Annotated in this window: 26 protein-coding genes; 8 read left to right on the top strand and 18 right to left on the bottom strand. The window is 43.5% G+C overall.

Annotation, left to right across the window (positions count from 1 at the left end):
- Positions 1-105: 105 nt before the first annotated feature.
- Both PGQ38_RS03420 and pcrA read right to left on the bottom strand, forming a co-directional pair.
- Positions 106-336 (bottom strand): hypothetical protein, encoded by a 231-nt coding sequence (locus tag PGQ38_RS03420; RefSeq protein ID WP_173716615.1) that lies wholly within the window; start codon positions 334-336, stop codon positions 106-108.
- Positions 337-451: 115 nt separating this feature from the next.
- Entirely contained in the window at positions 452-2683 is a 2232-nt protein-coding gene (pcrA, locus tag PGQ38_RS03415) for a DNA helicase PcrA (RefSeq protein WP_270430819.1), read from the bottom strand.
- A 51-nt stretch (positions 2684-2734) separates the two neighbouring features.
- On the opposite strand from pcrA, the gene PGQ38_RS20410 reads away from it, so the two are divergent.
- The 3 genes from PGQ38_RS20410 to PGQ38_RS03410 all read left to right on the top strand — a co-directional run bounded on the left by PGQ38_RS20410 (position 2735) and on the right by PGQ38_RS03410 (position 3703).
- Complete coding sequence (locus PGQ38_RS20410; RefSeq protein ID WP_408611561.1) at positions 2735-2800, top strand: hypothetical protein; 66 nt, start codon at positions 2735-2737, stop codon at positions 2798-2800.
- A gap of 30 nt (positions 2801-2830) precedes the next feature.
- Positions 2831-2881: a hypothetical protein gene (locus tag PGQ38_RS20960; RefSeq protein WP_464148042.1), complete on the top strand. Its 51-nt coding sequence runs from the start codon at positions 2831-2833 to the stop codon at positions 2879-2881.
- A gap of 195 nt (positions 2882-3076) precedes the next feature.
- Positions 3077-3703, top strand: a complete 627-nt coding sequence (locus PGQ38_RS03410; protein ID WP_118578215.1) for a DUF1836 domain-containing protein — start codon at positions 3077-3079, stop codon at positions 3701-3703.
- A gap of 92 nt (positions 3704-3795) precedes the next feature.
- Here the strand turns inward: PGQ38_RS03410 and PGQ38_RS03405 are convergent, their stop codons facing one another.
- Entirely contained in the window at positions 3796-4122 is a 327-nt protein-coding gene (locus tag PGQ38_RS03405; protein ID WP_118578214.1) for a YerC/YecD family TrpR-related protein, read from the bottom strand.
- Positions 4123-4349: 227 nt separating this feature from the next.
- Between PGQ38_RS03405 and PGQ38_RS03400 the strand changes: the two genes are divergently transcribed.
- The 4 genes from PGQ38_RS03400 to PGQ38_RS03390 are packed head-to-tail and all read left to right on the top strand — an operon-like array spanning position 4350 to position 6600.
- Positions 4350-5045, top strand: a complete 696-nt coding sequence (locus PGQ38_RS03400; RefSeq protein WP_118578213.1) for a YesL family protein — start codon at positions 4350-4352, stop codon at positions 5043-5045.
- Positions 5042-5974 carry a tRNA modification radical SAM protein MnmL/YtqA gene (gene mnmL, locus PGQ38_RS03395; RefSeq protein ID WP_207748558.1) on the top strand — a complete coding sequence of 311 codons (933 nt, stop codon included), beginning with the start codon at positions 5042-5044 and terminating at the stop codon, positions 5972-5974. The genes PGQ38_RS03400 and mnmL overlap by 4 nt, the downstream gene beginning before the upstream one ends.
- The gene (locus PGQ38_RS20400; RefSeq protein ID WP_308768439.1) at positions 5975-6118 is read left to right on the top strand and encodes a DUF6783 domain-containing protein; all 144 of its coding nucleotides are present in this window, start codon (positions 5975-5977) and stop codon (positions 6116-6118) included.
- On the top strand, positions 6088-6600 hold the full coding sequence (locus PGQ38_RS03390; RefSeq protein ID WP_148461144.1) for a DUF4364 family protein: 513 nt from the start codon (positions 6088-6090) through the stop codon (positions 6598-6600). The genes PGQ38_RS20400 and PGQ38_RS03390 overlap by 31 nt, the downstream gene beginning before the upstream one ends.
- 127 nt (positions 6601-6727) lie before the next feature.
- On the opposite strand, the gene PGQ38_RS03385 is transcribed toward PGQ38_RS03390, so the two are convergent.
- From PGQ38_RS03385 to infC, 12 genes are all read right to left on the bottom strand, one after another.
- The gene (locus PGQ38_RS03385; protein ID WP_148461143.1) at positions 6728-8050 is read right to left on the bottom strand and encodes a replication-associated recombination protein A; all 1323 of its coding nucleotides are present in this window, start codon (positions 8048-8050) and stop codon (positions 6728-6730) included.
- A gap of 287 nt (positions 8051-8337) precedes the next feature.
- Positions 8338-9150, bottom strand: a complete 813-nt coding sequence (locus PGQ38_RS03380; RefSeq protein ID WP_226815908.1) for a polysaccharide deacetylase family protein — start codon at positions 9148-9150, stop codon at positions 8338-8340.
- Between the two features lie 275 nt (positions 9151-9425).
- A complete protein-coding gene (locus PGQ38_RS03375) occupies positions 9426-10043 on the bottom strand; it encodes a cytidylate kinase-like family protein (protein ID WP_148461142.1) in 618 nt (205 codons plus the stop codon).
- Between the two features lie 218 nt (positions 10044-10261).
- Positions 10262-10972, bottom strand: a complete 711-nt coding sequence (locus PGQ38_RS03370; RefSeq protein ID WP_118578210.1) for an ABC transporter ATP-binding protein — start codon at positions 10970-10972, stop codon at positions 10262-10264.
- Between the two features lie 13 nt (positions 10973-10985).
- Positions 10986-11744, bottom strand: coding sequence for an ABC transporter ATP-binding protein (locus PGQ38_RS03365; RefSeq protein WP_148461141.1), 759 nt, complete (start codon positions 11742-11744; stop codon positions 10986-10988).
- Positions 11745-11746: 2 nt separating this feature from the next.
- Positions 11747-12820 (bottom strand): branched-chain amino acid ABC transporter permease, encoded by a 1074-nt coding sequence (locus PGQ38_RS03360; protein WP_118578244.1) that lies wholly within the window; start codon positions 12818-12820, stop codon positions 11747-11749.
- 10 nt (positions 12821-12830) lie between these two features.
- Positions 12831-13715 carry a branched-chain amino acid ABC transporter permease gene (locus PGQ38_RS03355; RefSeq protein ID WP_118578208.1) on the bottom strand — a complete coding sequence of 295 codons (885 nt, stop codon included), beginning with the start codon at positions 13713-13715 and terminating at the stop codon, positions 12831-12833.
- Between the two features lie 391 nt (positions 13716-14106).
- Complete coding sequence (locus tag PGQ38_RS03350) at positions 14107-15267, bottom strand: ABC transporter substrate-binding protein (protein WP_118578207.1); 1161 nt, start codon at positions 15265-15267, stop codon at positions 14107-14109.
- A gap of 48 nt (positions 15268-15315) precedes the next feature.
- Positions 15316-15444 (bottom strand): hypothetical protein, encoded by a 129-nt coding sequence (locus PGQ38_RS03345; RefSeq protein ID WP_255610517.1) that lies wholly within the window; start codon positions 15442-15444, stop codon positions 15316-15318.
- 351 nt (positions 15445-15795) lie between these two features.
- Entirely contained in the window at positions 15796-16152 is a 357-nt protein-coding gene (gene rplT, locus PGQ38_RS03340; RefSeq protein ID WP_117850812.1) for a 50S ribosomal protein L20, read from the bottom strand.
- Positions 16153-16192: 40 nt separating this feature from the next.
- Positions 16193-16390, bottom strand: a complete 198-nt coding sequence (gene rpmI / locus PGQ38_RS03335) for a 50S ribosomal protein L35 (protein WP_117850817.1) — start codon at positions 16388-16390, stop codon at positions 16193-16195.
- A gap of 88 nt (positions 16391-16478) precedes the next feature.
- A complete protein-coding gene (infC, locus tag PGQ38_RS03330; RefSeq protein WP_118578206.1) occupies positions 16479-16973 on the bottom strand; it encodes a translation initiation factor IF-3 in 495 nt (164 codons plus the stop codon).
- Positions 16974-17447: 474 nt separating this feature from the next.
- Here infC and PGQ38_RS03325 point away from each other — a divergent pair, with 474 nt between their 5' ends.
- The gene (locus PGQ38_RS03325) at positions 17448-17768 is read left to right on the top strand and encodes a DUF1540 domain-containing protein (RefSeq protein ID WP_173718142.1); all 321 of its coding nucleotides are present in this window, start codon (positions 17448-17450) and stop codon (positions 17766-17768) included.
- Positions 17769-17905: 137 nt separating this feature from the next.
- Here the strand turns inward: PGQ38_RS03325 and ftsZ are convergent, their stop codons facing one another.
- The 3 genes from ftsZ to murA form a co-directional block, all read right to left on the bottom strand.
- Positions 17906-19057 carry a cell division protein FtsZ gene (gene ftsZ / locus PGQ38_RS03320; RefSeq protein WP_118578243.1) on the bottom strand — a complete coding sequence of 384 codons (1152 nt, stop codon included), beginning with the start codon at positions 19055-19057 and terminating at the stop codon, positions 17906-17908.
- 241 nt (positions 19058-19298) lie between these two features.
- Complete coding sequence (locus PGQ38_RS03315) at positions 19299-20405, bottom strand: cell division protein FtsQ/DivIB (RefSeq protein WP_243243585.1); 1107 nt, start codon at positions 20403-20405, stop codon at positions 19299-19301.
- A gap of 6 nt (positions 20406-20411) precedes the next feature.
- Entirely contained in the window at positions 20412-21680 is a 1269-nt protein-coding gene (murA, locus tag PGQ38_RS03310) for a UDP-N-acetylglucosamine 1-carboxyvinyltransferase (RefSeq protein WP_195991854.1), read from the bottom strand.
- Between the last annotated feature and the right edge of the window lie 25 nt (positions 21681-21705).

The raw sequence follows: 21705 nt of genomic DNA, 5'->3' as shown, positions 1-21705 counted from the left end.
TTAATATGCACTCACTTATAAAAAATCCCCGAAATTATCCACATCCAAACCAGATTTGTATTCCAAAAATTGTGGACGACCGTGGATATCCGCTAAACGCCTTACTTATTTCTCCTCATCCTCGAAATAATCGTCATAATCATCATCAAAGTCTTCCTCGAAGTCTTCAAGATAATCCGGTGCGAAGAAGCGATATACTGCAAATGCAATTCCTGCAACAGCAGCTACAGCGCCAATGATAGCCAGTACCCAGAGGACTGTATTCTTCTGCTTCTCATCTTCTTTTTTCTTAAGTAATGATAATAATTCCTCGAGCTTATCCATTTTAATGTTCATGTGATACCATCCTCTCTTTCAAAGTACTCATTAGGTTTATTTATTATACCACTTTTGCAATTATTTTACCATAGTTAATATATTAATTTTAAATTTTTCCAAACCCAATTTCCAATCAAATTTTCTTCAGCTTGGCAAAGCTTGCGAACATCTTCTTCACACCAACCTTATCAAACTCCACTGTAACCTCATAATCACGACCGCCTTCCACGATTTCTTTCACAATTCCAACGCCAAATTTAATATGGCGAACCGTATCTCCCACCTCATAATCCAGCGAATTGGCTTTTGTTACTTTAAATTCTCTTGGCTTGTAATTTCTGCCCTGGAGAATTTCTTTCATCTTGGAGTATTTCGCCGGTGTTGGGATTAGTTCCTCCACTTTCGGCTTCTTCTCCTGAATAGTGTGTCCCAGATCTACCAGTTCTCTTGGAATCTCTCTCACAAACCTGGAAACCCTGTTATACTGAGTCTCTCCACGGATCATCCTCTGCTGGGCGCAAGTCAAAGTAAGGTCTTTCATTGCACGGGTAATTCCCACGTAACAAAGTCTTCTCTCTTCTTCCATCTCCCCGTCATCGCCATAGCTGATGGTCATATGACTAGGGAAAATGCCGTCTTCCATTCCTACCATAAACACCTTCGGAAACTCCAGACCCTTGGCACTATGTAAAGTCATAAGGAGCACATAATCCTGATCCGGATCTACAGTATCAATATCTGCTATCAGTGCCACCTCTTCCAGAAAGCCAGAAAGCGTAGCCGGCTGATTCTGCTCCTCCATAGCCTCCTGATAAGCCACAGTCTTGGAAATCAACTCATCAATATTCTCAATTCTTGCTCTTGATTCTTCTGTATCCTCAGCTTCCAGCTCTGCCACATAACCTGTGGAATCAATTACCTCCTGCAGGATTTCCTCCACAGTCATCACATCTGCCTTGCTCTTCAGCATATGTATAAAAGTTACAAAGCCATCGATCTTTGACAAGCTTCTTCCAATAGAAGGAACCTCTTCAGCCACGCGCAATGCCTCATACAGACTGATTCCCATATTGTCCGCATAATCCTGAACACGTCCAAGTGTCGTTGCACCGATTCCACGCTTTGGCACATTTATGATTCTCTGCACAGCAAGATCATCTCTGGCATTATTAATCGTTTTCAGATAACAGAGAAGATCCTTGATTTCCTTACGTGCATAGAAATTAACGCCTCCTACCAGTTTATATGGAATATTGGCTGCAATAAATTTCTCCTCGAAAATACGGGACTGGGCATTGGTACGATAAAGAATAGCGCAATCACGGTAGTTCCCAAGACCGTTTCTTTTTAACTTGCCGATTTCCCCTGCCACATACTCTGCTTCCTCATAGGCATTCAAAAACTGGCGAAAATGCACCTTGCTGCCTTCTTCGTTCTCTGTCCACAGGGTTTTTGCCTTACGTTCTGTATTATTCGCGATCACCTGGTTCGCTGCATTCAGGATATTCCTTGTAGAGCGGTAGTTCTGCTCCAGACGGATTACCCTGGCATCTGGAAAAACATGCTCAAATCCAAGAATATTTCCAATATTAGCCCCACGGAATTTATAAATGGACTGGTCATCATCACCTACCACACAAAGATTCTGATATCGCTGAGCTAGAAGACTGATAAACTTAAACTGTGCAGTATTGGTATCCTGATACTCATCCACCATAATGTATTTAAACCGCTCCTGATAGTACTCCAGCACTGCAACGCATTTTTCAAAAAGCTCCACCGTCTTTACGATCAGATCATCAAAGTCCAGTGCATTATTCTTGCGAAGAGCAGCCTGGTATTCACGGTAAACAGAAGCCACTTTCTTCATATTGTAATCTCCAGCAGCCTTCATCTCCATATCATCTGGTGTAAGCAGCTCGTCCTTGGCATGGGAAATCTGGGCAAGAAGGGAACGCTCTTTATAAATCTTGGTGTCAATGTTCATCTTCCTGCACACATCTTTCATAAGAGACTTCTGGTCATCTGTATCATAGATTGTAAAATTCGTGTCATATCCCAGATTATCAATATGTCTCCGAAGGATTCTTACGCAGGCTGAGTGGAAAGTAGACACCCAGATACTCTCAGAACCAAAGCCCACCAGCTTATCCACACGCTCTCTCATCTCCTGAGCAGCCTTATTGGTAAAAGTAATAGCCAGAATATTCCACGGATTTACTCCCTTTTCATCCATCAGATAGGCAATCCTGTGTGTCAGCACTCTTGTCTTGCCGGAACCAGCTCCCGCCAGGATCAGGACTGGTCCCTCTGTCTGTGCTACCGCCTCGCGCTGAGGGGGATTTAATGTATCATATATGCTCATTTATGTTCTCCTTTTTTCGCTAACGCATGTTTGAAAAAAGCTTTCTGCAGGATGTGCGCCACAATTTGTAGGAGCTTCCGCCCTGATGAGGGCGTCACAGCGGACTGCGACAACTGAATTCGGACGAAATATACCGTCAAATGGGGCATGCAGATTGCGGGAATGATTTTTCAAATAGTTAAATCTCATTATACATGAAATCCTTATCTCCCACAACCCCGAACGTGCAGAAAATCCAAACATAGATTCGGGTTTTTACTGTTTACCAGTAACATTCCGCGAGGTGTTTTTTGTAAACAAAGTTCTGGTTTTTTTCTGTTTTTCACAAGATCTGAAAAAAACAGTTTACAAGTAGTTTTAAAAACTATATAATAAGGAGCAGAGGTGATAAAAATGACAGCTGATGATAAATCCATATTAAAGAGCATTCTGGAGCACATTTCCGGAATGGATTATATAAAACCAGAAGATCTTCCAAACATCGACCTGTACATGGATCAGGTCACCACGTTTATGGAGGATCAGCTTGCGTCCACAAAGCGTCACGATGATGACAAGATCCTGACAAAGACCATGATCAATAACTACGCCAAGAATAACCTGCTCCCTTCCCCTGAGAAGAAGCGCTATTCCAAAGATCATCTGCTCATGCTGATCTTCATTTATTATTTTAAGAATATTCTGTCCATCACAGACATCCAGAAGCTTCTCGGTCCCATCACAGCGAAATACTTTAAAGGTGAGCCAGGCAAGGACATGACCTATGTATATAATGAAGTTTTTGGAATGGAGAACCGCAAGATTGACCAGCTGATCAAGAATCTTCTGAAGGACTACCGTTTCTCCAGCGCCACTTTCCAGGATGCAGATGAGGAAGATCAGGAATTTCTGAAGCGATTCAGTTTTATCTGTCTCATGAGCTTTGATGTCTACATTAAGAAGATGATCATTGAGAAAATGATCGATGACATTTCCCCATCTGAGCCCAGGGACAAACATAAGAAGAATAAAGACAAATAACAGTACAAAACCCGCGAAATTATCTCATAGCACAATTTCGCGGGTTTTCTTTCGTATATTCTATTCTATTTCGGATTCAGATCCTCTGACGCTTATTCGTCCTTCTGATCCAGAGAACGGTTCTGCTCTTTTTTCTCTTCCATTCTTTTAAATACCATATCATAACCGTCATTGCCATAATTCAGAGAACGGTTTACGCGGCTGATCGTGGCTGTGGAAGCACCGGTCTTCTCAGAAATGTCAAGGTAAGTTCTCTTATCCATCAGCATTTTGGCCACTTCAAATCTCTGAGATAAAGAAAGAAGTTCGTTAATGGTACACACATCCTCAAAGAAAGTGTAGCACTCTTCCTTATCCTTCAGACAAAGTATGGCCTCAAAAAGATGGTCAACTGCCTCAGTTCTGATATTTTTACTCATTTCGCTACTCCTTTTTCTATATTTAATGTTTATTATTCTCTTTTCAATGATTACTATTTTAACACTCTGACGTGTGATAAGCAAGGACTTTCTATAAATATTTTTGTGAAGATTATATAGTTTTTATGTTCTTTTTTATTTTCAAATTGCTTTTTTTTCACAGATTCGTTATACTATGTGATAAGCTCATTAATGCTATATACAAAATAGAAAAGAGGAATTTTTGAATGGATCGTTTTTTCAACATGGATAACAAATTTTTCACCTTCATGAGCAGGGTGGCAGATCTTATCATTCTGAATCTGCTTTGCATTGTCTGCTGCATTCCGGTGGTGACCATTGGACCTTCCATTGCCGCCATGTTCTACGTCACTTTGAAAATGGTTCGTAATGAAGAGTCTTATATCGTCCGCGGATTTTTTAAATCCTTTAAACAGAATCTGAAACAGGGTATTGTGATCAATCTGATCATGCTTGCGGCTGCCCTTTTGCTGTACTTTGACATTAGCATCTGCCGCAGCACACCTGGCACCATCGGTAAGGTTCTTATGGTATTATTTATGATGATCCTGGTCGTTTACCTGATGATCTTCCTGTACATCTACCCGGTTCTTGCGAAATTTTACAATACCATCAAGAATACTTTTACCAACGCATTTTTGATGTCCATCCGCCATCTTCCATATACAGCACTTATGATTCTTGTCACTGCTGCCCCGGTTCTTGTATTTTTTATTCCAAGTGCCCAGGTACAGTCCATGGTCATCCTGCTGCTGGTGCTCATTGGATTTTCCGGAATTGCATACATCAATTCCCATTTCTTTGTGAAAATTTTTGACAAATATATTCCGGAAGAAACCTCTGAGCCGAATCCTGACAGTGTAGTAGACCACAGTCTTGATTCCGACAATAAGAATTTATGATCACCAGCTGGAATGGAAAGCCCTATCACTCCCTTGACTATATGCTAAAGGAGCGCTTCGGGGAAAAGGTTTATAAAGTCACCTTAAACGGCGGCATGAGCTGTCCCAACCGCGATGGTACAATAGGACACGGCGGCTGCATCTTCTGCAGCGAAGGTGGCAGCGGTGATTTTGCCGCCAGTGCAGCCCTCTCTATCCATGAACAGATAGACAGCCAAATTGCCATGCTTTCCGCCAAAAGACCTATTCACAAATACATCGCCTATTTTCAGGCTTACACCAATACTTATGCTCCTGTGCCTTATCTGGAAAAAATTTTTCAGGAAGCTATTTCCCATCCGGGGATTGTGGCACTTTCTATTGGTACAAGGCCGGATTGCCTGGAGGACGATGTAGTAGAACTTCTTTCCCGGCTAAACATGGTTAAACCAGTCTGGGTAGAACTGGGACTTCAAACCATTCATGAATCTACCGCAGCTTATATCAGGCGAGGTTACCCTCTATCCTGCTTTGAAGACTCCCTTAAGAGACTCCGCACAGCTGGTCTGGAAGTAGTAGTTCATACCATTCTCGGGCTTCCCGGCGAATCCAGGGAAGATATGCTGGCTACTATGGATTATTTAAATGCCCGGGATATTCAGGGAATCAAGCTTCAGCTGCTCCACGTTCTGAAAGGCACTGACCTTGCATATGATTATCTTGCCGGGAAATTTAAAGTGCTGGAACGCGCCGAATATATTGACCTTGTAGCAGACTGCCTGGAACATCTGGATCCATCCATTGTGATCCACCGGGTTACCGGCGATGGGCCGAAAGATCTGCTGATCGCCCCTCTATGGGCCAGCAGAAAAAGAGAAGTGCTGAATCTGCTCCACCACCGTTTGAAAGAGCGTCAGAGTTTTCAGGGCAAAGCATCAGAGTCTGTTTGAATATTATTCCCGCAATCTCCCGCAAAGTGTAATACGCATCTTGCAGAAAGCCTTTTTCAAACACGCTCGAATTTAGAACTTACGCAATATTTCACCAGAAGGGAGGCTGGAAAATGGCTACACCATTTACTGTTTACAAACTGATCATCCTATATATGCTTCGGAATTCTTCGTCCCCCATCACTAATTCAGAAATTTCAGAATTTATTCTGGACCACGAGTACACGAATTATTTCCATTTGCAACAGGCCCTTTCCGAGCTTGAGGAAACAGAGCTGATTGAGAAGCGTACCATTTCCAATACTTCCTACTATTATCTTACTGAAGATGGAAAAAACACGCTCACCTATTTCGAGAATGATATTTCCCAGGACATCCGTACTGAAGTGCTCCAGTACCTTGCAGCCAGAGGTGCCTCCACAAAGAATCAGGTGAAAGCTCAAGCCGATTATTACATTAATAATCAGGGAGAATATGTGGTTCACCTTCAGCTTTTGCAGAAGGGTGCTTCTGTGATCGATCTTTCTCTTGCAGCGCCATCTCTTTCCGCTGCAAAGGCCATGTGCAGGCAGTGGCCCAAGAAATATGAAGAAATTTATGCAAAAATAATGGAGGGGCTTTTATAAAGCTCCTCCACTTTTTATTTCAGATTTTGTAATTGTTCAGTACCTTCACAGCTGCACGCTTGGCAAAATAGCACTTGCTGATAATTACTCAATATTTATTCCAACGCGTGTTTGAAAAATCATTCCTTCAATCTGCATGCTCTTTTATAAACTTCATGTGTTCCTTCAGTTTCTTCTCATATCCCATATCTGACAGCTCATAGAATTTCTCTCCCTGGATCTCATCTGGCAGATACTGCTGCTTTACATAATGATTTGGATAATCGTGGGCATACTTATAGCCGATTCCATGTCCCAGCTTCTCATGCCCTCCATAATGGGCATCCTGAAGATGAGCCGGAACAGTCGTCCTGGTACGCTTCACACTGTCCATTGCTGCAAAAATAGCATTCACCGCTGCATTACTCTTAGGTGCACATGCCATATATGCGGCAGCCTGGGAAAGAATGATCTGGGATTCCGGCATTCCCACCCGCTCAACTGCCTGGGCTGCTGCGGTTGCCACTACCAGGGCCTGGGGATCTGCATTTCCAATATCTTCAGAAGCAAGGATCATCATACGTCTTGCAATAAATTTCACATCTTCACCTGCATACAGCATCTTCGCCAGATAATAAACTGCAGCATCCGGATCGGAGCCGCGCATACTCTTGATAAATGCAGAAATAATATCATAATGGTTATCTCCATCCTTATCATAGCGCACCACACGCTTCTGGATACACTCAGAAGCCACATCCAGAGTAATATGAATCTTGCCGTCTGAAGCTCTTGGCGTAGTAAGAATGCCAAGCTCTATGGCATTCAGAGCGCTTCTGGCATCTCCTCCTGCCATATCTGCCAGAAACTCCAGGGCATCTTCATCCAGAACCGCATTATAGCTTCCCATGCCCTTTTCCTTATCGTTCACTGCCCGCAGGAGCAGTTCTTTAATCTCCGGAATCTCCAGTGCCTTCAACTCAAACACAATAGAACGTGAAAGGAGAGCACCGTTTACCTCAAAATAGGGATTCTCTGTGGTGGCTCCAATAAGGATGATGGTTCCGTCCTCCACAAAAGGCAAAAGATAATCCTGCTGTCCTTTATTAAAGCGATGAATCTCATCAATAAATAAAATCGTCTTTCGCCCATACATTCCAAGGGCATTCTGAGCCTGTTTTACCACTTCTTCCATATCTTTCTTGCCTGCTACGGTGGCATTGATCTGGGTAAAGTCTGCGCTTGTAGTATTGGCAATGACTTTAGCCAAGGTGGTCTTTCCGGTTCCTGGAGGACCGTAAAAAATAACGGAAGTCAGCTTATCTGCCTTGATGGCTCTGTAAAGTAATTTATCTTTTCCCACAATGTGCTGCTGTCCCACTACTTCCTCCAGTTTCGTAGGGCGAAGACGTGAGGCAAGTGGGGATTCATTCTCCATTGTCCTGGATTTCGCATATTCAAATAAATCCATGTATTTCTCTCCAATTCAAAAGTAATTTTCCGTACATTTGTTCTAATTATAATCTATATTTCTCATTTAGGCAAGTTTATAAAGCTATTTTTTAACTGTTCGCGGAGCATTACATTACTGTTCACTGGTAACGTTCCGCGAGGCGTTTTTTGTGAACAAAGTTCACAGCAAATCCGAGAATTGCGGCGCGAAATCATGCGAATGCATGATTTCTGTGCATCGCGAAGCGCGTTACTGTGAACGTAGTGAGCAGTAACACATTACCAATGAACATCTTTAACGATCTTTTACGGCAATATCAGCTCCTCTACAGTCACGAATTCATATTCTTCTGCCATCAGAAGATCCACAATCTGAAGCGCTGCATCTACTGAGCTTTGGTAAGCATCATGCATCAAGATCACTGCCCCGTCTGACACTTCCGACCGCACAATTTTCATAATCGAATCTACATTTTTACTCTTCCAGTCCAAAGTATCCACATCCCAGAGTACAGGAAACATCTCCACATAAAAATCCAGATTTTTTCGCCACTCCCCATAGGGCGGTCTTAACCATGCCGGGTACACACCTGTGATTTCAAAGATTTTCTGGTTGGTTGTCTCAATTTCTTCTTTTGCTGCCTCCTTTGAAATCTTATCCAGCTGTACATGATTGTATGTATGATTCCCGATCAGATGACCTTCCTCCTGTATTTGCTTCACCAAGGCCTCTTTTCCCTCAATATTCTTCCCCATGAGAAAAAAAGTAGCATGAACCCCTCTCTCCTTCAGCCCTTTCAGAAGCAGCGGCGTATATTTACTGTTAGGACCGTCATCAAAAGTCAGAGCTGCTTTTTTCTTTTCCGTCACATTCTTTTCCAAAGTATCTTCCAGCTTCTTTTCTGACCTTCTATTCCTAGCCCCTATCACTTTGTCACTGACAGTTTTTTCCTCTCTTTTTCCGTTCCCCTTCTGCGCACCTTCCTGTTCCCGCCCGGCACAGGTATATTCCTGCACTTCTTTTGCATTCTCCCGGATTCTCACAGTTTCCAGCCTTGCCAGCAGCACCGCCAACGCTATAACTTCTACCCACATCACCAGATGTCTTTTTTCCTTCATATCCCGCCGCCTGACATCTGTCTTTCCTGATAATATATGTTTATGAAATGTAAAAAAGAATCCTGCTTGCAGGATTCTCCGCCTGCGGCGGGTCGCCTCGAGCGACAACTACCTTTCCGCCGCAGTGCGATCCTGCCCGGTAGGGCTTTTAATGTAACAGGAAATCCAAACGGAATTTCCTGTTACATTAAAAAGCACTGGCAATCTCTTTCAAAATCACCAGTGCTCTTCCTTTTGTTTTCACATCATATGCTGCTATGTGACACAGCCTGTTATTATTTCAGCAGCTTCAGCTGATTTTCAATTTCTTCGATGCATTTCTCATATCCAAGCTTGCTGCTATCCAGACACAGGTCATACTGAGTGGCATCCTTCCATTCCTCACCTGTGAATCTGCGGTAATACTCATCCTTACGTTTGTCATCCTTCTGAAGGAATTTTTCGATCTCTTTCTGGCTCATGCTCAGCTTCTCAGCAGCCTTTTCCATTCGGAAATTCCAATCAGCGTGAATAAATACACGAAGCACATTTGGATAATCCTTCAAAATATAGTTGGAGCATCTTCCGATGATCACGCAGGACTCCTTCCCTGCCAGTTCACGGATGATCTTTGCCTGATAATTAAACAGGTTCTCATCAGAGGTGAAGTCCTTACTCTGAGGCGAGATCAGCTCACCGCTGTAAATTCCATTCTTCCCGAAAAGCGGTTTTTTTGCGCTGGAATACTCATCTACTCTTCCAAAAAGAGTTTCGTGAATTCCGCTGTCCTCAGATGCCATGCGGATAATATCCTTGTCGTAATATCCAATCCCTAATTTCTTCGCAAGCATTTCACCAACGGTACGTCCACCGCTTCCGTACTGTCTTGCAATTGTAATTACGAAATTGTCCATTTCTCTCCTCCTTATTACACTGGCCAGCTTCCTGAAGCGTTGTTTTTTCCATTCTTTCCGACAACAATAAAAATCACCTGACCAGATTATTTTCCCAAAGACCTTACTGTTCACGACCTGTCCAGTAACCGCTTCGTGATGCACCAGATTCCCGAAAGTTCTGTGAACTTTGTTCACAAAACGGACATGTCGCCTATCAGCTGTCAGATCTACAAATTTTATTCACCCAGGTAAGCCTTCTGTACCGCTTCATCGTTCAGCAGGTCGCTTGCATTTCCACTCATTGTGATCTTACCAGTCTCAAGAACGTATGCACGATCTGCGATAGAGAGGGCTTTCTTCGCATTCTGCTCTACAAGAAGTACCGTGGTACCACTTTCACTTACCACACGGATAATATCGAAGATCTCATTTACAAAGATTGGGGAAAGTCCCATGGATGGCTCATCCATTACGATCAGTCTGGGTTTACTCATAAGGGCACGCCCCATGGCAAGCATCTGCTGCTCACCACCAGAAAGTGTGCCGGCACGCTGTCCTTTACGCTCTTCCAGTCGCGGAAACCTTTTATAGACTCCTGCAAGGCTTTCCTGGATCTCAGCTTTATCTTTTCTCGTATAAGCACCCATGATCAGGTTCTCATATACACTTAAATCTGAAAAAACACGACGTCCCTCCGGAACATGCGCAATTCCCATTTCAACAATCTTATGGGCCGGAACCCTGGTAATATCTTTTCCTTCAAAAACAACGGAACCTTCTTTTGCTGAAAGAAGACCTGTAAGTGTCTGCAGTGTAGTGGTTTTTCCTGCACCATTGGCACCGATCAAAGCAATGACCTCGCCCTGGTTTACCTCAAAGGAGATTCCTTTTAATGCCTGGATTACACCATAATATACGTGTAAATCTTTTACTTCCAACATTGCCATTTCTTTTTCCTCCTTATTCGCCCAGATATGCAGTAACAACAGCAGGATCTTTCAGAACCTTTGCTGTCTCACCCTGACAGAGAACCTGTCCGAAGTTTAATACAGTCAGTTCCTCACAGATACCGCCAACCAGCTTCATATCGTGCTCAATCAGAAGGATCGTCATATTAAAATGATCTCTTACAAACCGAATGGTATCCATCAGCTCCTGTGTCTCATTTGGGTTCATACCGGCGGCCGGCTCATCCAGAAGGAGAAGCTTGGGATCTGTGGCAAGCGCTCTGGCAATTTCCAGCTTACGCTGTTTACCATAAGGAAGGTTTCCCGCAAGAAGACCAGCCTCCTGATCCAGATTAAACACCTTCAGGATCTCCATAGCACGCTCGTTCATCTCTTTTTCTACTTTAAAATACTTGGGAAGTCTTAAGATTCCGGTTAAAGTAGAATATTTATAATGATTATGCAGACCAGCCTTTACATTGTCCAGTACGGTCATATCTTTAAAGAGTCGAATATTCTGGAATGTTCGTGCGATTCCTGCTTTATTAATATCGATAATACTTTTTCCGGTGATATCCTGACCATCCAGCTTGATAATTCCCTCTGTTGGCTTATAAACACCTGTAAGAAGATTAAATACGGTTGTTTTTCCGGCACCGTTTGGTCCGATCAGGCCGTAAAGCTCGCCTTTTTCGATTTTCAGTTGAAAATTATCTACAGCATGAAGGCCGCCAAACTGTATGGAAAGATTATTTACCTCTAACATTGCCATAATTAAGCTGCCTCCTTTTCTTTCACGTGACCTTTGATTTTTTCAATAATACGGCTTCTGAAATCTCTAGCTGCAGGAGCCCAGTTGAAAAGCATCATTGTGATCATTACGATTGCATAAATCAGCATACGGTAGGTGGAGAATCCACGAAGCAGCTCGGGAAGTGCATAAAGCACAATCGTTGCCAGAATACTTCCGCGAAGATTTCCCATACCACCAAGAATTACATATACCAGAATGGTGATGGACATGTTGTAGTCAAAAATAGAAACCTTCAGCATGGAAAGGTTGTGGGCATAAAGTACACCTGCTACACCGGCAATTGCAGCGGAAATAGTAAATGCAAGCAGCTTATTCTTTGTTACGTTGATACCGATGGACTCAGCTGCAATACGGTTATCACGGGTAGATGTAATGGCACGTCCGCTTCTGGAGTTTACCAGATTCTGGATAATAAACAGAACGACCAGAACCAGAATCACACCGATCAGGAAGAAATAATCCTTAATATCTTTATATAAGGTTGCAGTACCGGAAACACCGAGAGCACCCTTGATGATCTGTTTTCCGCCTGGATCCAGCTTCAGGTTGGCTGCGCTTGTTGCAACGTGAAGCCCTTTATCATCCACACCAACATACAGAATATTGATCAGGTTCTTAATAATCTCACCAAATGCCAGGGTTACGATTGCCAGATAGTCTCCCCGAAGTCTCAGTACCGGGATACCGATCAGTACACCGAAGACAGCAGCCACGGCAGCACCTACCAGCAATGCAAGAATCAATCTTGGAACAGACGGAAGCACATCACTGGTAACATGGGAAAACAGAGCACTGGAATAGGCTCCAACGCACATAAATCCTGCGTGTCCAAGACTCAGCTCTCCGGAATAACCGACTACCAGATTCAGGGAAAGAGATGCGATAATGTACACACAGATGGGTACCAGAAGGCCGGTAAGCAGTCTGGACAGGTTTCCTGTGGAGGAAAGAATCTGTACCACAACGAAGATTGCGATTACCATGCCATATGTAATAAAGTTGTTTTTTGTTGTTTTGTTCATATTTTTTTTCATATCGGCCACCTCATACTTTCTCCTGGATGTTCTTGCCGAACAGACCAGATGGTTTTACAAGCAGCACGATGATCAAAACTGCAAATACAATTGCATCTGCAACCTGAGAGGAAATATAGGCCTTACTGAAAATCTCAATAACACCAAGGAGAATTCCTCCAACCATTGCTCCTGGGATAGAACCGATTCCACCGAATACTGCCGCTACGAAAGCCTTGATACCAGGCATTGCGCCTGTATAAGGAGTCAGTGTAGGATATGCGGAGCAAAGGAGAAGTCCTGCAATTGCAGCAAGTCCGGAACCGATTGCAAAGGTAAGGGAAATGGTTGCATTTACGTTGACACCCATCAGCTGTGCGGCGTCACGGTCCTCGGAAACAGCCTGCATGGCACGCCCCGGTTTTGTTTTCTTTACAAAAAGCTGAAGACCAACCATGATCACAATACAGGCAAGGATTGTTACGATCGTAACACCTTTAATCGTAAGCTGTCCGCCAAACAGCTCCAGAGACGGAACATTGATAACCGGAACAAAGCTCTTTGCATCTGCGCCAAAAATTAAAAGCGCCAGGTTCTGAAGCAGATAGCTGACACCGATTGCAGTGATCAGAACTGCCAGATTCGATGAAGCCTTACGAAGAGGTCTGTATGCAACTGCCTCAATGACAACACCGGCAACAGTACAGATCACAACAGAAAGAATGATTGCCAGGATTGGTGACATACTGGCTTTGGTAACTGCGGTAAGAATTACAAATGCTCCAACCATGATAACATCACCATGTGCAAAGTTCAGCATTTTTGCAATACCATATACCATTGTATAGCCGAGAGCGATGATCGCATAGATACTGCCCAGGCTGATACCATCTTTTAAATAGGATATAAAACTCATAATGCACCTCTTAACTGGATTTATTACTGTAGATAGTAACTGATTTTTCTTTTTCACGAGCGTGTTTGAAAATTCATTCCCGGCTTTTCCCACTGTAAAGCTTCCTGTCACTTTCTGACACGAAAAAGCGGAAGTAAATTTTCAGACACGCTCCAGTTATTTACTATGAATGTCCCGGACGGCAGCTGACTTTCCTATATCATGATGTCGCCGACAGGCCACCTGTCCGTTTGTTGTATCAGACTGAAACAACAATCATTTCTGTAATTGCAAAGAAGGAGACGGACCCACAGGTAACCGTCTCCCCCTTGCTAACGGCCATCCCCTGCGCAATCAGGGAAATGGTTAAAGCCTCTGCCGTATGACCGGCACAATGGCTCTATTCTTATAATTACTCCATAGAAGCGTAAACGCCATCTTTGATCACATAAGCCTTAGGTGCTTTATCGCACTCACCGTCTTCTGTCCATTTAGCTTCTCCTGTAAGACCATCAAGAGTAATATTCAGCATTGAAGCAGACATTGCTGCACTGATGTCTTCATTTGACATATCTGGTGTGATGCCAGCATCATTTGCTGCTGCCTGCATAGCGTAAAGTACATCATATGTATCTGCAGCAAACTGATTTGGTGTCTCACCATTGTTTGCATCGCCATATGCTTTAACAAATTTTACAGTTGCCTCATCATCGCCTGTAGCAGAGAATGGTGTCAGAAGCATAACGCCTTCTGCAAGAGATTTATCAAAGTTCTCAACATTCAGGATTCCATCCATACCATCAACACCAAAAATCTTCATGTCAAGACCAAGGTCATGAGCCTGCTGAAGGATCAGAGCGTTGTCAGAATAGTAGTTCGGAAGGAACAGGAGCTCAGCGCCACTGTCTTTGATCTTTCCAAGCTGTACGGAAAAGTCTGTGTTGTTATCTGTTGTGTATGCTTCATCAGCTACAACCTCAAGGCCGTAATCAGCGCAGGCTGCAACGAATGCATCATGTACACCTGAGTTGTAATCAGCCATGGAATCGTAGAGGGTAGCTACCTTCGTAGCAAGACCTTTCTCAGAAATATACTCAGCAGATTTCGTTCCCTGCATTGGGTCTGTAAAGCACATACGGAACTCATTGTCACCAGCGGTAATGCTGTCTACTGCTGTAGCAGACGGTGTGAAGAGGAATGTACTATCAGCTGCCTCTGCACCTACTGCGATACAAGCACCGGAGGTAACAGTACCGCAAAGCATCTGCATTCCTTTGTCAAGAAGGTCATTGTAAGCGTTAACTGCTTTCTCCGGATCTCCCTGATCGTCACCAGCGTCAAGGATTTCTACCTGATATCCATTGAATCCGCCGTTTGCATTGATCTCATCTGCTGCGATCTTAGCTGCATTATATACACCATTACCATACTGTGCATAATCTCCTGTCATAGGTCCGATGACACCAATCTTGAAGGTTTCCTCGCTCTCTGCAAATACAGATACAGGTGTTACTGTGGATACTGCCATTGCTGCGGCTGCAGTAATGCTGAGTACTTTTTTCAGATTTCTCATAATAAATCTCCTCCTTAATTTATGTAAGAGCGTCTGTCATCTCGCCTCTCATGGTGCCCAAGGCATATCCGAAAAACATGGCATGCAGATTGCAGGAATGATTTTGGGAACAGGTTCTGCAACACTGAGATAGTATAAAAGCCCACTGGTGGTTTCCCAGCCGGCTTTGGCTTCCATAACTTCTTCTCTTTACTACTTTAATGTTATGATTATAGCATTCTGTTTTTTTGATTGCAATAGAAAATTTTATAGTTTTTTTAGAATTGCAAAAGAAATTTCCGTTACAATGACCAATTTTTTCTGTTTATGTTGTTTCTGTGACGTACAAACGTACGTTGTAGGACATACTTTCATGCTGATTTCATATTTTGTATTATGCTCGTATTGGAATGTGTTTAAAAAATCAATTCGGACAAAATTAACCACAAGGTGAGACCTTCAGATTGCAGGAATGATTTTTTTGCAGACTCCGGGATAAAAAAAGGAGATGGTCACCCATCTCCCATTCAAATATCCTATTTATTTCAATTAAGCAATTGCTTTCTTAGCAATCTCAGCAAGTGCTGCGAATCCCTGAGCATCATTTACAGCCATCTCAGCAAGCATCTTTCTGTTAATGTCGATGTTTGCAACTTTAAGGCCGTGCATCATTTTGCTGTAGGATAATCCGTTCATTCTTGCAGCAGCGTTGATACGTGCGATCCAGAGCTGTCTGAACTGACGTTTCTTCTGCTTTCTTCCAGCGTAGGAGCTGGTAAGTGCACGCATAACAGACTGTTTTGCTACTCTATACTGTTTGGAACGAGCTCCTCTGTAGCCCTTTGCCAGTTTTAATACACGATTATGTTTCTTCTTTGCGTTTAATCCGCCTTTAATTCTTGCCATTTCTTATTTTCCTCCTGTTCGTCTTCTTCTATGCTATATCTTATAAATACGGTAATGCTTTCTTCATGCTCTTAACATTAGTAGAATCAACAACAGTAGCTTTTCTGAGATTTCTCTTTCTCTTCTGAGATTTCTTTGTTAAGATATGGCTCTTGTAAGCTTTATTTCTTACTAATTTTCCTGTTCCTGTTTTTTTGAAGCGCTTTGCTGCTGCTCTACAAGTTTTAATTTTTGGCATTGTAATTTCCTCCTTAATATCGTATCTATTTAATGTCCCTCATCCAGCCTGACACCCTCAGGGTGTCTCTCCAAATGAATGCAACATCCTAGTGTTTCTGTGCTAAAAACATTGTCATGCTTCTGCCTTCTACCTTAGGTGCCTTCTCAACTACAGCAATGTCCTTCAGCATATCGGCAAAATCATCCAGAACGTGCTTGCTGCTTGACATGTGTGCCATCTCTCTTCCGCGGAAACGAAGAGTAACCTTCACTCTGTCGCCCTTGGTAAGGAATTTGCGCGCTGCCCCAGCCTTTGTATTCAGGTCATTGGTATCAATATTTGGTGAAAGACGCACTTCTTTGACATCGATGGTCTTCTGCTTTTTCTTGGCTTCTTTCTCTTTTCTGGCAAGTTCGTAGCGATATTTACCATAATCAATGATCTTACATACCGGCGGCTTTGCCTGTGGGGCAATCTTTACTAAATCAAGCTCTGCCTCCTGAGCTTTGGCCATTGCTTCTCTTGCGGACATAATTCCAAGCTGCTCTCCGTCCGGTCCGATTAAGCGTACCTCTTTGTCTCTGATTTGTTCGTTAATCATTAAATTGCTAATTGTCGTGCACCTCCATACCTGATAGATGATCTGTTCTGATCCAGTTTTTAACTTCTGGACTCTCATTCCCCTTCGCAGGAAGAAATTCCTGCCTGATACCTGACACCGCAAATATAAAAAAAGTGCGGACAGAATCCACACTTCTCCTATTACACCCGCGAACTAAGTCACGCGCTGCTGTGCAATATGAACCCGAGCCGCATCTAAGTATGCGCTGAGGTGAGAGTGAACTCTGCTTTCTTTTCATCACGTACTGTCGTATGATATCATGCCTTATTGTGAAAGTCAAGATGTTTTTTTATTTTTTCTAATAATTTTTTTCTTATAAATTTGTGCATATTTTTTGCAGGCACAGGAAAAACTAAGACTGCTGCAGCGGTTTAGTGCCCTCATGAAATACGGTCTGCTGAACAACTGCAAATGTTTGCAAAATCAAGCATACAAAATCAGGAGGTAAAAAACATGACAATTTTAAAATGTTCCGCAACAACCTGTGCTTACAATGAAGATATGCTTTGTTCCAGAGGGGAAATCAACGTCATGGGTGACAGTGCAAAAAGTTCTGAAGAAACATCCTGCGGAAGCTTCCGGGAAAAGAGCCAGGGTGCCATGAACAGTGCCAAAAACAGCTGTGGATGTGAGACCATCCAGATTGACTGCAAAGCCCACAACTGTACCTATAACGAAAACTGTAAATGTACTGCAGCTGCTATTGATGTAGCCGGAAGCGGTGCAAAAGTATGTTCCGAAACAAAATGCGATACCTTTGAATGCCAGTGCTAGAGCGTGTTTGGAACAGGCTCTAGAACGTGTCTGAAAAAGGCTTTCTGCAAAAATTTTTCAAACAGATTCCAGAAAATAACCGCAAATTTAAAAACAGCCCCCGCACAAATGTGCGAGGGCCTTTTAATTTCCATTCATTATCTGTTTCTTAAGAAATCCGGGATCTGGATATCTTTCTTCTGAACCGTGCTGGATGGTGTCTTCGCTGTGAATGGTGTAGCATTCATAGTCGGCATGCTGAAAGACGGCATGTTCAGATTCACACCAGCAGACGCTGTAGTGGAAGCAGGTCTCTTATTGGCAAATACAGAGTTGCTTGCCTTATTTCCAAATGGATTGGATGCCTGTGCATTATCAGAAAGGCCTGTAGCAATAACAGTGATTCTCGCATAATCAGCAACAGAGTCATCATACATAGCACCAAAGATGATATTTGCATCTTCACCTGTAAGCTCCTGTACATAGCTTGCAGCATCATTTGCGTCCATAAGGGAAATATCACCGGAAATGTTGATGATAACGTGTGTAGCACCCTTGATGGTAGTCTCAAGAAGCGGAGAGGATACAGCCTGCTGTACAGCCTCCATAGCCTTGTCATCGCCTCTTGCCTCACCGATACCAATGTGTGCAATACCTTTATCTGTCATAACAGTCTGAACATCAGCAAAGTCAAGGTTGATAAGAGCCGGCAGATTAATCAGATCTGTGATGCCCTGAACTGCCTGCTGCAGAACCTCGTCTGCTTTACGAAGTGCTTCCGGCATAGTTGTGCGGCGATCTACAATCTCCAGTAATTTGTCATTCGGAATTACAATTAATGTATCAACAGCTTTCTTCAGGTTCTCAATACCTGCAAGTGCGTTGTTCATACGTGTCTTAGCTTCAAAACGGAAAGGTTTGGTCACAACACCTACAGTGAGGATCCCCATTTCCTTAGCTGCTGCTGCGATAACCGGTGCAGCACCTGTACCAGTTCCACCGCCCATACCGCAGGTAACAAATACCATGTCAGCACCTTCGATGATCTGTTTTACTTCCTCAATGCTCTCTTCTGCTGCTTTCTGTCCAACCTCAGGCTGTGCTCCTGCACCAAGACCTTTGGTAATTTTCTCACCGATCTGAAGTACAGTTGGAGCTTTACACAGAGTCAGAGCCTGCTTATCTGTATTCACTCCTACAAACTCTACCCCGCCGATGGCTTCTTCAACCATTCTGTTAACTGCGTTATTTCCGGCGCCGCCTACTCCGATTACAATAATCTTAGCAGAGGATTCCGCCTCATTTGACATTATCTCTAACAATGTACTTCCTCCTTTATTTCTACCTTATATCCTTTATCTTTAATTTCAGCAAATATATATACCAAGCTGCATATAGCTATATCATATATTTTTTTTGTGAATTTATCAACCACTAATTTTGTTTTTTTATACTTTTTTCGCGAAATACGCGATATTTTCCTCAGAGTGTGTTTGAAAAAGACTTTCTGCAAAATGTGCATCACCTTTACAGGAGATTTTCAGACACTCTCTAATATTCTTCATCGTACCCGTCATAACCGCTGTCATTATAGTCTTCGCTGTAGTCCTCACTGTAATCTTCAAGCTCCTCTTCGCTTCCATCTTCACTGGTTTCATTGGGATTGGGGCCTACGTAATTTCCATCTTTATCCAGCTGTCCATAACCAGTATAGCTTCCATCTTCCATATATCCGCCAAGCCAGCTGCCATTTGCAGCAATGCTCTCCTCAGTAGGTCTGGAGCCTACATAGTTTCCGTTCTGGTCATATTCCCCTTCACCGGTATAGTCACCCTCCAGGTCATATCCTCCATGCCAGTTAGCCACTGCATTCTCGTAAGCAGCCGCAGTATCCACATCCTCAATCACGCCATCCTCGCCCAGATCCTGCTCGAAGGTAATCGTCTTGGAATTGTCATTTACATTTTCCAGATGAAGGATTCCCTTTTTGCCGGAAAGCTTGGGCAAAATTGCGCTGACACGTGTCATCTTGTCCTCAAGATACTCGTCCTTTCCCAGCATCACCCGGATATCTCCATAAGTCAAGGTAATCTGATAACTAGTGTCAAATTCAATATGATCCGGTATGGCATCGTTCTTCTGGAAAATAGTTGACAGCGCCACCGCAGTGGTAAGCACCGAGCTTCCCTTAATTGGAAGCTTCTCCCCTTCGATCACATGACTTACTTCAATGCCGTCAAAAAAAGGCACCAGTTCATCCCTTGTATGGGAACTTTCAATAAAAATACCGTTTCTGTCAAAATAAATATAGCTGTCCAGATAAGGAATGCAGCCTACCGCCTTCTTTTCCCGGACACTGATGCAGATACTGTTATGAGAAAGCCTGGTAATATAAAAGCCTTCCACAAAAGGCACACCCTCTACGTCCACCCTGGAATGGAGCAAAACTGCAAGAACGGAATTATCCGTAAAAGCCCCCTGCAAAGCCATCTCCTTCACCTGTTCATCCGTGTAACGGGAGGTTCCCATTACCTCCACCTTTGTCACATGAAAATAGGAAAAGAAAAAGACAAGTCCTGCCAGCAGAACTGCCCCCAGGGTACCCAGAATCGCTTTCTTATGTTTTCTATAGATCAACTTCATTTTCAGTGATTTCATATATTGTTATTCCTGTATCCTTTTTACTGCTGCTCCCAGCGCATTAAGATCCTGGCAAATATGCTCATACCCCCGCTGTACAAAAGAATATCCTTCCAGTACGGTAACTCCCTTAGCCCCAAGTGCTGCCAGGATCAGGGACGCACCGCCTCTTAATTCCTGCGCCTGCACAGCTGCTCCATGTAAAGTCTTTACACCGCAGATTACAGCCTCATTTCCCTGTACGCGGATCCTGGCTCCCATTTTCCGCAACTGGTCAGCTGCTTTATAACGGTCTTCAAAAACCATTTCACGAATGCAGCTTTCCCCCTCTATGGTGGAAAGAACTGCCATTACGGGAGACTGCAGATCTGTTGGAAATCCTGGATAAACACTCGTTTCCAGCAGTTTAACAGGGCTTTGAACATTTTTTCCATTGACTAATAGTTTACCACTGTTACCTTTATATTGTCCACCCATTTTCCTATATACTTCCAGAAAGGCCTTCAGTTCTCCTTCCGGAGGGTTTTCAAGAACGATCTGGCTTCTTGTTATAGCTGCCGCACAGATATAGGTTCCTGACACAATGCGGTCTGGCGGCACCTGAATGCACCCGGCACTCAGGCTTTTAACTCCCTGGATTCTTATTTCAGAAGTTCCATCCCCCTGTATTTTTGCTCCCATGGAACGCATATACCTGCAAAGCCACTGTATTTCCGGCTCACAGGCACAATTTTCCAATACAGTCTCTCCCTCTGCAAGCACGGCTCCTAAAATGCCTTGCTGGGTAGCTCCCACACTTCTTTTTGAAAAAGAGACCAATGCCCCTTGCAGATGAGGTGCTTCTGCCATCAAAACTCCCTGTTCCTCTGTGACCACTGCGCCAAGCTTCCGAAGCACGAAAAGATGCATATCAATAGGTCTTTTCCCGATCACGCATCCACCTGGATAACCAAGGCTTCCTTTCCCATTTCTTGCGAGAAGCGCTCCAAGAAGAATCACGGAAGACCTCATCCTCCCTGTAAATTCAAAAGGGACTGACCATTTACCGGCATTTTCGCAGTCCATATACAGATCATGGTCTTCCCACCAGGTCACTGCCCCAAGCTTCTGAAGAATTTCCTCCATACAAAAAACATCCGCGATCCGCGGACAGCCTTTGAGCACACTGACTCCCCGATGTAAAAGAGACGCCGCCATCATAGGAAGCGCTGCATTTTTTGAGCCCTGTATCCGAATACTTCCCTTCAGCTGGTGTCCTCCCTCAATGTAAATCCGGTCATTCAAGCCATTCACTCCTAAAGGGCCTCTTACCTTTTAT

Origin of the sequence: Blautia faecis, from assembly GCF_027662325.1 — a bacterium.
In the GTDB taxonomy this organism is placed as follows: Bacteria; Bacillota; Clostridia; order Lachnospirales; family Lachnospiraceae; genus Blautia_A; species Blautia_A faecis.
This window is presented reverse-complemented; position numbering and strand designations above follow the sequence as displayed.

Excerpts from the sequence above, each read along its gene's own strand:
- PGQ38_RS03420 (WP_173716615.1), bottom strand. The coding sequence starts at position 336 with ATGAACATTAAAATGGATAAGCTCGAGGAATTATTATCATTACTTAAG.
- pcrA (WP_270430819.1), bottom strand. The coding sequence starts at position 2,683 with ATGAGCATATATGATACATTAAATCCCCCTCAGCGCGAGGCGGTAGCA.
- PGQ38_RS03410 (WP_118578215.1), top strand. The coding sequence starts at position 3,077 with ATGACAGCTGATGATAAATCCATATTAAAGAGCATTCTGGAGCACATT.
- PGQ38_RS03405 (WP_118578214.1), bottom strand. The coding sequence starts at position 4,122 with ATGAGTAAAAATATCAGAACTGAGGCAGTTGACCATCTTTTTGAGGCC.
- PGQ38_RS03400 (WP_118578213.1), top strand. The coding sequence starts at position 4,350 with ATGGATCGTTTTTTCAACATGGATAACAAATTTTTCACCTTCATGAGC.
- mnmL (WP_207748558.1), top strand. The coding sequence starts at position 5,042 with ATGATCACCAGCTGGAATGGAAAGCCCTATCACTCCCTTGACTATATG.
- PGQ38_RS03390 (WP_148461144.1), top strand. The coding sequence starts at position 6,088 with ATGGCTACACCATTTACTGTTTACAAACTGATCATCCTATATATGCTT.
- PGQ38_RS03385 (WP_148461143.1), bottom strand. The coding sequence starts at position 8,050 with ATGGATTTATTTGAATATGCGAAATCCAGGACAATGGAGAATGAATCC.
- PGQ38_RS03380 (WP_226815908.1), bottom strand. The coding sequence starts at position 9,150 with ATGAAGGAAAAAAGACATCTGGTGATGTGGGTAGAAGTTATAGCGTTG.
- PGQ38_RS03375 (WP_148461142.1), bottom strand. The coding sequence starts at position 10,043 with ATGGACAATTTCGTAATTACAATTGCAAGACAGTACGGAAGCGGTGGA.
- PGQ38_RS03370 (WP_118578210.1), bottom strand. The coding sequence starts at position 10,972 with ATGGCAATGTTGGAAGTAAAAGATTTACACGTATATTATGGTGTAATC.
- PGQ38_RS03365 (WP_148461141.1), bottom strand. The coding sequence starts at position 11,744 with ATGGCAATGTTAGAGGTAAATAATCTTTCCATACAGTTTGGCGGCCTT.
- PGQ38_RS03360 (WP_118578244.1), bottom strand. The coding sequence starts at position 12,820 with ATGAAAAAAAATATGAACAAAACAACAAAAAACAACTTTATTACATAT.
- PGQ38_RS03355 (WP_118578208.1), bottom strand. The coding sequence starts at position 13,715 with ATGAGTTTTATATCCTATTTAAAAGATGGTATCAGCCTGGGCAGTATC.
- PGQ38_RS03350 (WP_118578207.1), bottom strand. The coding sequence starts at position 15,267 with ATGAGAAATCTGAAAAAAGTACTCAGCATTACTGCAGCCGCAGCAATG.
- PGQ38_RS03345 (WP_255610517.1), bottom strand. The coding sequence starts at position 15,444 with ATGGAAGCCAAAGCCGGCTGGGAAACCACCAGTGGGCTTTTATACTAT.
- rplT (WP_117850812.1), bottom strand. The coding sequence starts at position 16,152 with ATGGCAAGAATTAAAGGCGGATTAAACGCAAAGAAGAAACATAATCGT.
- rpmI (WP_117850817.1), bottom strand. The coding sequence starts at position 16,390 with ATGCCAAAAATTAAAACTTGTAGAGCAGCAGCAAAGCGCTTCAAAAAA.
- infC (WP_118578206.1), bottom strand. The coding sequence starts at position 16,973 with ATGATTAACGAACAAATCAGAGACAAAGAGGTACGCTTAATCGGACCG.
- PGQ38_RS03325 (WP_173718142.1), top strand. The coding sequence starts at position 17,448 with ATGACAATTTTAAAATGTTCCGCAACAACCTGTGCTTACAATGAAGAT.
- ftsZ (WP_118578243.1), bottom strand. The coding sequence starts at position 19,057 with ATGTCAAATGAGGCGGAATCCTCTGCTAAGATTATTGTAATCGGAGTA.
- PGQ38_RS03315 (WP_243243585.1), bottom strand. The coding sequence starts at position 20,405 with ATGAAATCACTGAAAATGAAGTTGATCTATAGAAAACATAAGAAAGCG.